Annotated in this window: 14 protein-coding genes and 1 pseudogene; 5 read left to right on the forward strand and 10 right to left on the reverse strand. The window is 66.3% G+C overall.

The window, feature by feature from the left end:
- Nucleotides 1–534 precede the first annotated feature (534 nt).
- The 7 genes from ACH2CY_RS24145 to ACH2CY_RS24175 all read right to left on the reverse strand — a co-directional run bounded on the left by ACH2CY_RS24145 (nucleotide 535) and on the right by ACH2CY_RS24175 (nucleotide 4,999).
- Entirely contained in the window at nucleotides 535–1,209 is a 675-nt protein-coding gene (locus ACH2CY_RS24145) for a phosphoribosyltransferase (protein WP_395022324.1), read from the reverse strand.
- 31 nt (nucleotides 1,210–1,240) lie between these two features.
- Nucleotides 1,241–1,552: a c-type cytochrome gene (locus tag ACH2CY_RS24150; RefSeq protein WP_395022326.1), complete on the reverse strand. Its 312-nt coding sequence runs from the start codon at nucleotides 1,550–1,552 to the stop codon at nucleotides 1,241–1,243.
- Complete coding sequence (locus tag ACH2CY_RS24155; protein WP_395022328.1) at nucleotides 1,549–1,812, reverse strand: hypothetical protein; 264 nt, start codon at nucleotides 1,810–1,812, stop codon at nucleotides 1,549–1,551. Before ACH2CY_RS24155 ends, ACH2CY_RS24150 begins: the two co-directional genes overlap by 4 nt.
- Nucleotides 1,813–1,902: 90 nt before the next feature.
- Entirely contained in the window at nucleotides 1,903–2,451 is a 549-nt protein-coding gene (locus ACH2CY_RS24160) for a nitroreductase family protein (RefSeq protein ID WP_395022331.1), read from the reverse strand.
- Nucleotides 2,452–2,467: 16 nt separating this feature from the next.
- Nucleotides 2,468–4,096, reverse strand: coding sequence for a chaperonin GroEL (gene groL / locus ACH2CY_RS24165; protein ID WP_395022332.1), 1,629 nt, complete (start codon nucleotides 4,094–4,096; stop codon nucleotides 2,468–2,470).
- 22 nt (nucleotides 4,097–4,118) lie between these two features.
- Nucleotides 4,119–4,550, reverse strand: coding sequence for a DUF2267 domain-containing protein (locus tag ACH2CY_RS24170; RefSeq protein ID WP_395022333.1), 432 nt, complete (start codon nucleotides 4,548–4,550; stop codon nucleotides 4,119–4,121).
- Between the two features lie 17 nt (nucleotides 4,551–4,567).
- Nucleotides 4,568–4,999 carry a host attachment protein gene (locus ACH2CY_RS24175; protein ID WP_395022334.1) on the reverse strand — a complete coding sequence of 144 codons (432 nt, stop codon included), beginning with the start codon at nucleotides 4,997–4,999 and terminating at the stop codon, nucleotides 4,568–4,570.
- A gap of 204 nt (nucleotides 5,000–5,203) precedes the next feature.
- Here ACH2CY_RS24175 and ACH2CY_RS24180 point away from each other — a divergent pair, with 204 nt between their 5' ends.
- Nucleotides 5,204–5,434 carry a hypothetical protein gene (locus ACH2CY_RS24180; protein WP_395022420.1) on the forward strand — a complete coding sequence of 77 codons (231 nt, stop codon included), beginning with the start codon at nucleotides 5,204–5,206 and terminating at the stop codon, nucleotides 5,432–5,434.
- Nucleotides 5,404–5,709 (forward strand): annotated as a pseudogene (locus tag ACH2CY_RS24185) (alcohol dehydrogenase); the annotation flags it as partial. The gene ACH2CY_RS24180 and the pseudogene ACH2CY_RS24185, both read left to right, overlap by 31 nt.
- A 7-nt stretch (nucleotides 5,710–5,716) precedes the next feature.
- On the opposite strand, the gene ppsA reads toward ACH2CY_RS24185, so the two are convergent.
- Nucleotides 5,717–8,122: a phosphoenolpyruvate synthase gene (gene ppsA / locus ACH2CY_RS24190; protein WP_395022335.1), complete on the reverse strand. Its 2,406-nt coding sequence runs from the start codon at nucleotides 8,120–8,122 to the stop codon at nucleotides 5,717–5,719.
- A gap of 7 nt (nucleotides 8,123–8,129) precedes the next feature.
- Complete coding sequence (locus tag ACH2CY_RS24195) at nucleotides 8,130–8,510, reverse strand: hypothetical protein (protein ID WP_395022337.1); 381 nt, start codon at nucleotides 8,508–8,510, stop codon at nucleotides 8,130–8,132.
- Between the two features lie 183 nt (nucleotides 8,511–8,693).
- Between ACH2CY_RS24195 and ACH2CY_RS24200 the strand changes: the two genes are divergently transcribed.
- From ACH2CY_RS24200 to ACH2CY_RS24210, 3 genes are all read left to right on the forward strand, one after another.
- Nucleotides 8,694–10,562 (forward strand): PAS domain S-box protein, encoded by a 1,869-nt coding sequence (locus ACH2CY_RS24200; protein WP_395022338.1) that lies wholly within the window; start codon nucleotides 8,694–8,696, stop codon nucleotides 10,560–10,562.
- Entirely contained in the window at nucleotides 10,552–11,172 is a 621-nt protein-coding gene (fixJ, locus tag ACH2CY_RS24205) for a response regulator FixJ (protein ID WP_395022339.1), read from the forward strand. Before ACH2CY_RS24200 ends, fixJ begins: the two co-directional genes overlap by 11 nt.
- A gap of 98 nt (nucleotides 11,173–11,270) precedes the next feature.
- Entirely contained in the window at nucleotides 11,271–11,666 is a 396-nt protein-coding gene (locus tag ACH2CY_RS24210; protein ID WP_395022340.1) for a response regulator, read from the forward strand.
- A gap of 3 nt (nucleotides 11,667–11,669) precedes the next feature.
- On the opposite strand, the gene ACH2CY_RS24215 is transcribed toward ACH2CY_RS24210, so the two are convergent.
- The gene (locus tag ACH2CY_RS24215) at nucleotides 11,670–12,356 is read right to left on the reverse strand and encodes a helix-turn-helix domain-containing protein (RefSeq protein WP_395022341.1); all 687 of its coding nucleotides are present in this window, start codon (nucleotides 12,354–12,356) and stop codon (nucleotides 11,670–11,672) included.
- Nucleotides 12,357–12,476 lie beyond the last annotated feature (120 nt).

Below are 12,476 nucleotides of genomic sequence, written 5' to 3' on the forward strand. Positions count from 1 at the left end.
TAGCGCTCGACCGCCATGGCCATCTGCGCCTCGATGATCTTCTCCAGAGCCTGACGACCCATCGGCCGATAGCCCTCCGACCAATCCAGGCCTTCCGCCTGCATTGCCTTCACGACTTCAAAAGCCAGTGGTAAACTCGTGATCGTCGCAGCTTGCTGTGGCATGGGGGTGCTCCTCTTGTGTGCTTGGCAGTTCACATCTGGAGTACCCCTTCCTTGCCCTGACACAAAATCTCTTACGTCACCGGCGCCGCGTCGCACCGGACATGATGCGCGGATGGTGGTATAATCGGAGCGTTGTTTGACATCGTGAATACCGCATCGAAAGCGCGAGCAAAGAACCTGATCCGGGAACGCGGTGTTCGCGCGATCGAACAGACCACTTCAGAACCTTTACCTGCCTTTACGGGGGAAGATAAGCTTCGTCCTCTCGTGCAACGGACAAGGCTTTTGTTGTCAGAGGCTTGATGTCCTTTCGATGCCTCCAGAACGAGGGCAGCCGTAAAGGTGGTTGCGGGTTGTGCCGGCGGGCGGCTCACCCGGTCGTCGGGCGTTTGCGCCTCGCGCGGGATTGGGCGCTCTGGGCGAGCAGGGCGGTGACCGTCGCATCCTCGACCTGTTCGAAGTCCTTGTAGAACTGGCCGACGCCGCCGAAGTCGTCCGGCTGGTGCAGGCAGAGGATATCGTCGGCCTCGCCGGCGAGCGCGGCGAGCGTCTCCGGCGGTGCGACCGGCACCGCCAGGATGATCGCGTGCGGGCGGCGGCGACGGGTGGCGCGCAGCGCGGCGCGCATGGTGGCGCCGGTGGCAATTCCGTCATCCACCAGGATGGCGGTACGGCCGCGGACTTCCAGAGGGGCGCGCCCGCCGAGATAGAGCCGCCGCCGGCGCTCGATCTCTTCGAGCTGCTTCGCCGCTTCCGCTTTCAGATAATCATCGCCCGACCCGAGCTCGGCCTGAATCTCCGCGTTGACGGCCAGCTCGGGATGATCGCCGTCGGCGATCGCGCCCAGCGCCAGCTCGCGGTGCCAGGGCACACCGATCTTGCGCACCAGCACGATGTCGAGCGGCGCCTTCAGCTGCTCGGCGACGGCATAGCCGACCGGAACGCCGCCGCGGGGCAGGGCCAGCACGATCGGGTCCTGCAACTTCCGCTGCGCCAGCTGGTCGGCGAGCAGCCGTCCGGCCTGGATGCGATCCCGGAAGATCATGGGCTCTCCCGACGCCGGGCCTGCGGCGGATCTAGCGCGTGGCGAGGACGTTGAGGTAGGCGATGATGTCGTCGATCTCGCTGCGCGACAGGTTGAAGTTCGGCATCGGCGGATGCGGATCGGCGAGCCAGGCCTTGAGCCAGCCTTCCGGGTTCGGCCGCCGCGCGATGGTCTCCAGCGCGGGCGCCCCGTCGCTCGCGACTCCGGTGCCGAGCCCATGGCAGCTGCCGCACCAGTGGCGCACCAGCCAGAAGCCGCTCCTGGCATCGCCGTCGGCCAAAGCCACGCTCGACGCCGTCGCGAGCAATGCCGCGATGGCGAGACCCGCCCGGCGCTGCGTCATTCCGCCTCCCCATCCGCGTCATAGGCGGGATCGGCGATGAGAATGTCGTAGACCATCTCGGCGGTGGGGCTGAGGCCCTCGGCGTTGAGGCGCGGGTCTTCCCGGCCGCCGCCGAGCCACTTCAAGGCCTGCTCGATCTCGGCATAGGTCGCCCCGCTGGCGAGGATCGCGGCGATCGTGCCGTCCTCGAGCTCGCCGACCAGATGCGCGATGTCCTTGCGCTCCAGATGCTGCATCCGCGGTTCGCTGTTCGCTGTCATTGCCGTCTCCATCAGCGCGTTTCCCCGATGCAAGCCGAAGCCTGCCGCCGCCGCTTTGACGCCGGTCAAATCCGGGGCGCCGCCCGCGGACTAGATCCAGATGATCTTCGCCGGGTTCCGCACCGGGCCGTCCGGGCGGCGCTTCGGATGCCCGATGACGACCGGCGCCACGGGATGCAACACGGCCGGGATCCCGAGCTGGCGCTTGACGTCATCCTGCGCCAGCCAGGGCCGGGCGAAGCCGATCCAGCATGATCCCAATCCCGCCGCATGCGCCGCCAGCATCAGATTCTCCGCGGCCAGGCAGCAATCCTCGGTCGATTGGCTTTCCTGATCCGTCGCGCAGACGACCACCAGGGCAGCGGCGCCGTGGAACAGCTCGAAATGCGGATCGAGCGCATGGCTGCGCAGCGGCGAATCCGCGAGCAGGAACTGCAGCGCGGCCTTCTGCGCCTGGGTCGAGAGCTCATGCAGGCGCTGCCTTCCGAGCAGGACGGCGAAGGCCCAGGGCTGCCGGTTCATGGCGCTCGGCGCCAATGCGGCAGCCTCGACCAGCCGCTCGACGTCCTGCCTGGAGACGGCCTGGTCGGTGAACTCCCGGCAGGCTCGGCGCGTGCGCAGTCCCTCTAGCAAGTCCATCTTTGCCTCGCTGCTCCTACATCTCGTCGCCCATGCCCGGCATGCCCATGCCGGCAGGCTTGCGCTCCGGTTTCTCGGACACCAGGACCTTGGTCGTGATCAGCAGCCCGGCGACCGATGCGGCGTGCTGCAGCGCCAGCCGCATCACCTTGGTCGGATCGATGATCCCGGCCTTGACCATGTCGACATAGACGCCCTTCTGGGCGTCGAAGCCGAGCGCCGGGTCGGCGTCCTCCAGCAGCTTGCTGATGATCACGGCGCCATCCTTGCCGGCGTTCTCGGCGATGGTGCGGGTCGGCGCCTGCAGGCTCCGCTTCACGATGTCGAGGCCCATGCGCTGGTCGTCGTTCTCCGGATTGACGGCGTCGATCGCGGAAGCCGCATAGAGCAGGGCGATGCCGCCGCCGGCGACGATGCCTTCCTCGGCGGCGGCGCGGGCCGCGTGCATCGCATCGTCGACCCGGTCCTTGCGCTCGCGCACCTCGAGCTCGGTCGCGCCGCCGACCCGCACCACGGCGACGCCGCCGGAGAGCTTGGCCAGCCGCTCCTGGAGCTTCTCGCGGTCGTAGTCCGAGGTGGTTTCCTGGATCTGCTTGCGGATCTGGGTGCAGCGGGCGTCGATGTCGGCGCGCTTGCCCTTGCCGCCGATGATAGTGGACGTATCCTTGGTCGCGATCACGCGCCGCGCCGAACCCAGCATCTCGACGGTCACGGCCTCCAGCTTGATTCCGATCTCCTCGCTGATCATCTGGCCGCCGACCAGGATCGCGATGTCCTCGAGCATGGCCTTGCGCCGGTCGCCGAAGCCGGGGGCCTTCACCGCGACGATCCGCAACCCGCCGCGCAGCTTGTTCACCACCAGCGTGGTCAGGATCTCGACGTCGAGGTCCTCGGCGATCACCATCAGCGGCCGGCCGCTCTTGATCACGGATTCCAGCAACGGAATGAAGGACTGGAGATTGGAGATCTTCTTCTCGTAGACCAGGATCAGCGGCTCATCGAGCTCGCAGCTCATCTTCTCCGGGTCGGTCACGAAGTAGGGCGAGAGGTAACCGCGATCGAACTGCATGCCTTCGACGATCTCCACCTCGGTTTCCAGCGATTTCGCCTCCTCGATGGTGATCGCGCCTTCCTTCCCGACCTTGGCCATGGCGTCGGCGATCATCTCGCCGATATCGCGGTCGCCGTTCGCGGAAATGGTGGCGACCTGGGAAATGTCCTCGTGGCCCGACACGGTCTTCGAGCGCGCCTGAATGGCCTTCACCGCCGCTTCGACCGCGAGATCGATTCCGCGCTTCACCTCCATCGGATTGAAGCCCGCGGCGGTCGCCTTGACGCCGTCGCGGACCATGGCCTGCGCGAGCACCGTTGCCGTGGTGGTGCCGTCGCCGACCAGGTCGCCGGTCTTGACCGCGGCTTCCCGGACCACTTCCGCGCCCATCGCCTCGACCGGATCCTCAAGCTCGATCGACTTCGCGACCGTGACGCCGTCGTTGCTGACCCGCGGCCCGCCGAAGCCCTTCTTGATCAGCACCGTCCGGGCGCGCGGGCCCAGCGTGGTCTTCACCGCGTCGGCGAGCACATCGATGCCGTGCAGCATGCGCTCCTGCGCACTGCGCCCGAATTGCACTTCCGTGAATGGCATGGCTGGTTCCTTCTCGTGAGGCTCAGGTGGCGGCCCAGAGCTCGCGCAGCTCGTGCGGCATGATCTTGATGACCTTGGCGACCTCTCCGGAATCGATCCGCCGCCACATGACGTTGAAGACCGACCGTGCCGCCAGCTCCGGCTCGGCGGCGAGACGCGGCGGCAGCCGATCGCTCAGATGGTCGAGGAAGTCGCGCAGGTGCCGCTCATACGTCGGCGTCTTGGCCGGGTGCCAGCCCTCGTAGAACACCCCGCGCAGCAAAATCGGCAACTGCGCGCCGAGATGCACGGCGTTCTCCGGCCCGAGCCGATCCCGCAGCGCATGGAAGACCGCCTTGAGCGCCCCATAGGCGTCCTCGCGGCTGTCCAGGCCGGATTCTTCCATCAGTTCCTTCAGCCAGAGATTGGTCTCGTGCAACGTCTTTTCGAACACCGCAAGGCCGGTCGATGACATCGTTGCCTCTTATCGGTTCAGAGCGGGATCGCCGATTCCAGATGCCCCGGCAGGTCCTGCATGGGAATCTTGGTCAGGTCCTTGTCGATCTCCGCGACCAGCAGGGCCTTTGCCTTCTGCCCGAGCGACTTGCGCAAATCGCTCAACATGTGCGGCGGGGCGACCACGACCAGGCGGTCGTAGGATTTCTCGACCGCTTTCTGCTCGACGAAGCGTGCGACGTCCTTGGCGAAATTGGCGGCTGCCGTCCGCCGCGGGTCGTGCTTGGGCTCGACCGCATGCCGGGCCTTGCCGACGCTCTCGATGCTGCGGGACGGTCGATCGGAACCGAGGTCGCGGCTGTGATGCGAGGTGTCGGGATTGTGGAACGTGCCCTGGTCCACGCCGACCAGGCGCTCGTTCGGATTCTCCTGTGCGAAGATCTTCGCCTGGGCTGCATCGGCGATCACAATCCAAGTCCGGCGGCGATGTGGCATAGCTGATCCTCCTGAAGGCCTCGCCAGTTTCAGGGGAGATTGAACCCCGGCCGAAAAGGCGACCTTGACCGATATCAATGAGCCCTTTCGGCTGCGACTTTGATGGAGGTCAAACCATCGATCCGCGCCTTCCCGTAGGCTCGATGCGCGGAATCGCTCCGCAGGCCGGGCATCCCGATGGATCGAGCGCTGCTGGAGAAGCATCTCGCGATGGCGGAAAGAAACGTGCGGCGCGGCGCCGAGCATCTGGAGCGGCAACGCGCCCTGGTGGCCAGACGCGAGAGCCTCGGCCGTCCTTTGCCCACCGCCTGCGAGCTCCTGGAGATGTTCGAGGAGTTGCAGGTCGAACACGTCGCGCATCGCGACCGGCTCTTCGCCCCGTCGGCGCACTGGTCCCGCATGCATTGAAGGCGGTGAGGCCGGGCGGCAGTGTGGTCTGTGCGGGGATTCACATGAGCGACATCCCGGCGATGCCCTAGGCGCTGCTCTGGGGCGAGCGCGAGATCGCCTCGGTCGCGAATCTCACGCGCCGGGACGGCGAGGAGTTCCTCGCGCTGGCGCCGAGGATTCCGATCCGGACCGCGACCACTGGCTATGCCTTGGCCGATCCCAACCGCGCCCTGGCCGATCTCCGGCAGGGACGATTGAACGGCGCTGCGGTGCTCCGGACTTCGGCCGACTGACGCTTCTCTAGGAAGCTGCGGCGCGCTCTTCCTTCTCGGCGGCGGCGATATGGCGCTTCACCTGCAGGAATCGTTCCGGGTCGACCGAGATGGAGTCTATGCCGCAGGAGACCAGGAATTCCGCGAAGTCCGGATGATCGCTCGGCGCCTGGCCGCACAGCCCGACCTTGATGCCGCCCGCATGGGCCTCGGCGATCGCATGGGCGATCATCCATTTCACGGCCTCGTTCCGCTCGTCGAACAAGGGAGCGAGCAGCTCGGAATCGCGGTCCACGCCGAGCGTCAGCTGGGTGAGATCGTTGCTGCCGATCGAGAAGCCGTCGAAGCGGTCGGCAAACTGCCGGGCGAGGATGACGTTGGCGGGTATCTCGCACATCATGTAGACCTCGAGCCCGTTCGTGCCGCGCTTCAATCCATTCGCCGCCATGACGCCGAGCACCTGGTCGGCCTCGTCGAGCGAGCGGCAGAAGGGAATCATCACGATCACGTTGCGGAAGCCCAGCTGCTCGCGCAGGCGGCGCAGCGCCCGGCATTCGAGCGCGAAGCCGTCAAGATAGCGCGGCGAGTAGTAGCGGCTGGCGCCGCGGAAGCCCAGCATCGGGTTCTCCTCCGCGGTCTCGAAACCGGCGCCGCCGAGCAGGTGCGCGTATTCGTTGGTCTTGAAATCGCTGGTGCGGACGATGACCGGGGCCGGATGGTGGACCGCCGCGATCTTGGCCAAGGCGCAGGCGAGGTTCTCCACGAAGTATTCCGACTTGTCCGCATAGCCGCGGGTGAGCCGTTCGATCTCGGCGGCGACCGTGGGATCCTTGATCTCCGGGAAATGCGCCAGCGCCATCGGGTGAACCCGGATCTGGTTCGCGATCACGAACTCCATGCGGGCCAGCCCGACGCCGTCACTCGGCAGCCGCCACCAGCGCGATGCCGAGGCGGGATCGGCCAGGTTGATCATCACCTTGGTCCGGGTGGCGGGAATGGTCCCGAGCGCGATATCCTCGACGGTGAATTTCGCTGCGCCCCGGTAGATGTAGCCCTGGTCGCCTTCGGCACAGGAAACCGTGACGGTCTCGCCGTTGCGCAGGGTCGCGGTCGCGTTGCGGGTGCCCACCACGGCCGGCAGGCCGAGCTCGCGGCTGACGATCGCCGCATGCGAGGTCCGTCCGCCGTGATCGGTGACGATCGCCGCGGCGCGCTTCATCACCGGCACCCAGTCGGGGTCGGTGGTCGCGGTCACCAGGATCGACCCGTCCACGAACTTATGGATATCGCCGGGGCCTTCGATCACGCAAACCGGCGCCACGGCGACGCTGTCGCCGATGCTGAGACCTTTGAGCAGGCATTCGCCTTTCGACTGGATCTTGTAGTTGCGCAGGGTCGCGGCGGTCTTGTGCGACTGGACCGTCTCCGGCCGGGCCTGGACGATGAAGATCTCTCCGCTCTCGCCGTCCTTGGCCCATTCGATATCCATGGGGCGGCCGTAGTGGCGCTCGATCGCCTGGCCCCAGCGCGCGAGGGAAAGGATCTCGCCGTCCGAAAGCACGAAGGCCGCGCGCTCGGCCTCGGTGGTCGCGACTTCCTCCGTCGTCGCCGCCTGGTGGCCGGTCGCATAGACCATCTTCCGGCTCTTCTGCCCCAGCGCGCGTTCGATGATCGGCGCGAGGTTCGGGCTCGAGAGGAACGGCTTGTAGATCTCGTATTCGTCGGGATCGACCGAGCCCTGGACCACCAGCTCGCCGAGGCCCCAGGCGGCGTTGATCACCACCACCTTGTCGAAGCCGGTCTCGGTGTCGAGCGTGAACATGACGCCCGAGCTGCCCAGGTCGGACCGCACCATGCGCTCGATGCCGATCGAAAGCGCGACATCCAGATGGCCGAATCCCTTGGCGACGCGGTAGACGATCGCCCGGTCGGTGAAGAGCGAGGCAAAGCAGCGCCGGCAGGCATCGAGCAGCGCCGCCTCGCCGCTGATGTTGAGGAAGGTCTCCTGGGCGCCGGCGAAGCTGGCGTCGGGCAGATCCTCCGCGGTGGCGCTCGAGCGGACCGCCACCGCGATGTCGGTCTTGCCGCAGCGCCGGCCCAGTTCGGCATAGCCGTCTCGGATCGCCGCGGCGGTCTCGGCCGGCCACTCGCCCTTCAGGAAGGCGGCACGGACGGCCTGGCCCGCGTCGCCCAGGTCGTCGCCGGATGCCGAGACGCGGGAGAGTTCCGCCTCGATCACTTTCGCCAGCCCGTTATGCGCGACGAAGCGGCGATAGGCGGTGGCGGTGGTGGCAAATCCCGGCGGCACCCGGACGCCCAGCGTCCCCAGATTGCCCAGCATCTCGCCGAGCGACGCGTTCTTGCCGCCGACACTGGAGACATCGACGTTGCGAACTTGATCGAGCCAGAGGATCAGCGCCTTGGAGTCCGGCATGGAGATCTCAGTGCTTGCTATTGGGCTTGGCGTCGCGCGCGACCGAGGTCACGCGAAAGGTGAGGTCGGCCCCGGAGAGGTCGCGCACGGTCAGATACTCGCCGGGCGAAAAAGTGTGGTCGCCGAAATGGAAGATCGCCTCATCATCGCGCTCCCCGAAGGAGAAGCACCAGAGGCTCTGGTTGCGATGGACGAGACGCCCGTGCTTGGGATCCTTGTCGCCCCAGAACTCCTCCACCACGGCGCGGTCCCGATCGGACCTGTAGGCGGTCGCGTCGAGCCGTCCGGCGCGGTCCAGCGGCGCATGCAGCAGGTAGCCATGATGGGGGCTTCCCTCCGGAAACTCGGGATTCCGCGCCAGTTCCATGCGGATCGTGCTCCACGTCATTTGGCCCTCCTTGCGACGGCTCCGACGCGTGCCGGGCGGATGCCGAAAATGCCGGATGCCAGATTGATCGGAGGGCACGAGATGCGCTTTGATAGCGATCAAAGCGGCAACTTGCCACGCCGGGCCTGACGCCAAGCCAGCCGGCGCAGTAAGGTGAGGGACGGCGCCAATCGGGGAACATGCGTGACCGGCCAGGACCAGAACTCGGCGGCGATCGAAGGCGATGATGGACTGCTGCTGGCGCTTGAAGGCGGCCGGATCGGCACTTGGCGCTATCTGGCGGCGGATCGGCGCTTCCAGCTTTCCGGCCGGGCGCGACAGCTGCTCGGGCTGGGTCGCGCCGACGCGGATCTGAACGAATTCCTGATGCTGGTGCATCCGGATCAACGGAAAGAGATCGAATCGGCGTTCCGCCAGATCGACGGCGACTGGGCTTGCGATATCGATTTCAGGAACGGCCTCGGCCGATGGTTTCGCATCCGCGGTGCGGCGCCCGCCAGCGGCGGCGAGGCCCGCGGCATCCTGGTCGATATTCTCCGGCGCAAGGACCATGAGGAATCGGTCAGCCGGCTGGCCGCGATCGTGGCCTCGTCGGACGACGCCATTGTCGGCGAGACGCTGGACGGGATCATCACGGATTGGAATCGCGGGGCGGAGCAGATCTTCGGCTATCCGCCGCAGGAGGTCCTCGGCAAGTCGGTCTCGATCCTGCTCCCCGGGGATCACGCCGGCGAGACCGAACGCATTCTAGAGCGCATCCGGCAAGGCGAGCGGGTCGAGCATTTCGAGACGCAAAGAAGGCGCAAGGACGGCAGCGTGATCGAGGTCTCGGTGACCGTCTCCCCGGTCTGGGACGCGGCCGGCCGCCTGGTCGGTGCGTCGAAGGTGGCGCGCGATGTTTCCGCCGCGAAAATTGCGGAAAAGGCGCTGGCCGAGCGCGAGGCCCACCTTCAATCCGTCCTCGACACCGTGCCCGACGCGATGATCGTGATCGACACCAAGGGCATCATGCAGTCGTTTAGCGCCACCGCGGAGCGCCTGTTCGGCTACCGCGCGGCGGAAGCCATCGGCCAGAACGTGAGGATCCTGATGCCGACGCCCTATCACGAGAGCCATGACGGCTACCTGCGGCGCTACATGACGACCGGCGAACGCCGGATCATCGGGATCGGCCGCATCGTGGTCGGACGGCGCAAGGACGGCTCGACCTTTCCCATGGAGCTTTCGGTCGGCGAGATGAGCGTCGGCGACCGCCGCTTCTTTACCGGATTCGCCAGGGACCTGACCGAACGGCAGGAGGCGCAGCAGCGGCTGCAGGAGCTCCAGTCCGAGCTCATCCACATGGCGCGGTTCACCGCCCTCGGCGAGATGGCCTCGACGCTGGCCCATGAGCTGAACCAGCCGCTGACCGCGGCCGCCAGCTACCTCAACGGCGCAAGGCGCCTCCTGGACCAGAACCAGCCGGGCGGGCTGCCGATGGTGCGCGATGCGGTCGACCGCGCCGCGCAGCAGGCCTTGCGCGCCGGGCAGATCATCCGCCGGCTCCGGGAGTTCGTGGCCCGGGGCGAGGCCGAGCCGAAGATCGAAAACCTGGTGAAGCTGATCGAGGATGCCAGCGCCCTGGCGCTGGTCGGCGCGAAGGAAACCGGCGTCCGCGTCAGCTTTCGCTTCGACCCCTCCGTGCAGTTCGTGCTGGCCGACAAGGTGCAGATCCAGCAGGTGCTATTGAACCTGATCCGGAACGCCATCGAAGCGATGCTGGAGCTGCAGCGCCGCAACCTCACGGTTTCCACGGAACGCCTGGATGGGGAGACGGCGGTGGTGGCCGTGGCCGATACAGGCCCGGGCATTGCCGCGGAGATCAGGGACCAGCTGTTCCAGCCCTTCGTTTCGACCAAGCATCACGGAATGGGCGTCGGCCTGTCGATCTCCAGGACCATCATGGAATCCCATGGCGGCCGAATCTGGGTCGAGAATAATCCGGAGGGTGGCGCCATATTCAAGTTGACGCTGAAGACCGTCGAACCCGAGGAGATTGATGATGGTCGCTAATGCCGTGGTCCACGTCATTGACGATGACGAGAGCGTGCGCCATGCGCTGGCCTTCCTGCTGGCGACCTCCGGGATTCCGGTCCGAGTGCATGAGAGCGGGGACGCCTTCCTCGAAACCGTCGATGGCCTCCAGCCCGGCTGCATCCTGACCGACATTCGCATGCCGGGAATCGACGGTCTGGCGCTGCAGCGCCGGCTCGCCGAGCTTGGGATCAATCTTCCGGTCATCGTCATGACCGGTCACGGCGACGTGCCGATGGCGGTCGAAGCGATGAAATGGGGAGCCGTCGACTTCATCGAGAAGCCGTTCGACGACGCCGTGCTGCTGAAAGCGATCCAGACGGCGCTCGACCGCTACAGCGAGCAGGGCCAGCGCGAGTACGAAGCCGCGCAGATCACGGCCAAGGTCAACGGATTGTCGATCCGGGAACGCCAGGTGCTGGACGGGTTGATTGCCGGGCGGGCCAACAAGACGATCGCCCATGATCTGGAGATCAGCCCGCGGACGGTGGAGATCCACCGCGCCAATGTCATGACCAAGATGGGGGCGGGCAGCCTTTCGGAGCTGGTCCGAATGGCGCTGCTCGCGGGCCTCATTCCGCCCAAATAGCCGCCTGCACGCCTTGCGCCAAATCAAAGCCGGTGCCACGACCGGCGTTAGACTGCGACCGTTCCGCGACGATGCGGCGGATTGCGGAAGAAGGCGCAATGCCCGGCACCTGGGTTGTATTTATCGTCGACCGCGATTCGGCGGTCAGAGATTCGCTTCGCTTCAGCATCGAGCTCGATGGAATGAATGCGCGCACCTGCGGCAGCGGCCGGGAGCTGCTGGAGCACCCGGAGCTCGACAACGGCTGCTGTGCGGTCATCGATGGAAGGACGCTGGGTCATGACGGTGCCGAAGTCGCGACCGAGCTTCAGGCGCGGCGTCACATCCTGCCGCTCATTCTCATCCTGGACCACGTAAGCCAGCGCCCGCTGTCCCGCCTGATCGACCTGGACCTCTTCCATGTCGTGCAGAAGCCGGTCCTGGATGATGCGTTGCTGCGCTGCGTGCGGGCGGTGCGCCGGTTTGAAGGTTCCGGCGCCTCCGCCTCGACCTGAATACTAGGCGTAGAGCTCTTCGAGCGTGGCGACGTTCTTGATCTCAATCTGCCGGGCGGTCGGCAGGGCGATGTGGCCCTGGCGTTCCAGCTGCGAGAGACTCCGCGACACCGTCTCGATGGTGAGACCGAGGTAGTCGCCGATGTCGGTGCGGGTCATGGCCAGGCTGACGATGTCCTTGCGGCTCGAGTTCTTGGTCCATTCGACCAGAAAGGAGGCGACGCGCTCCAGGGCGCTGCGCCGGCTCAGGACCATCGCATGCTCCTGTGCCTTCGCCAGGCGGCCCATCGCATAGGAAAACAGCTGCTGCGGGACCGCCATCGCCCCCTGCTTGTCGCTGGTCAGCTTGACCTGCTGGTAGCAGTGGAGGGTGCAGTCGGTCACCGCCTCGGCGCCGAAGCTGCGCGCCTCAGCCAGGTCGAAGCCGAAGACTTCGCCCTCGCCGTAGAAGGCATCGATCTGGCGCCGGCCATCCGACAGGAAGCGGCAGGTGCGCACCACGCCGGAGACGACCCGATAGAATACCTTGGCGTCGTCACCTTCCGCGTAGATTTCCTGGTTGGGCTCGAAGTGGAGCACCGTCCCCTTCGCGAGTTCGTCTTCGGAGCCACTGTCCGCCGGAAGACGCGACAGCACGGCGGCGGCGGTGATGGCGGAGCGGTCCATGGCGATCGCGTTCTGGGCAAGCATCGTAGCCTCCTGTTCATTCGGTGACCCAAGCTGTAGCAGTTGCGCACAGCCGCCAGAATCCGCTCGGACCCTAAGGATTTCCCCCTAAGGGCCAGCCCTAGGTAGTTTCCCATAGTGCGC

Source organism: Dongia sp., from assembly GCF_041905885.1.
In the GTDB taxonomy this organism is placed as follows: domain Bacteria; phylum Pseudomonadota; class Alphaproteobacteria; order Dongiales; family Dongiaceae; genus Dongia.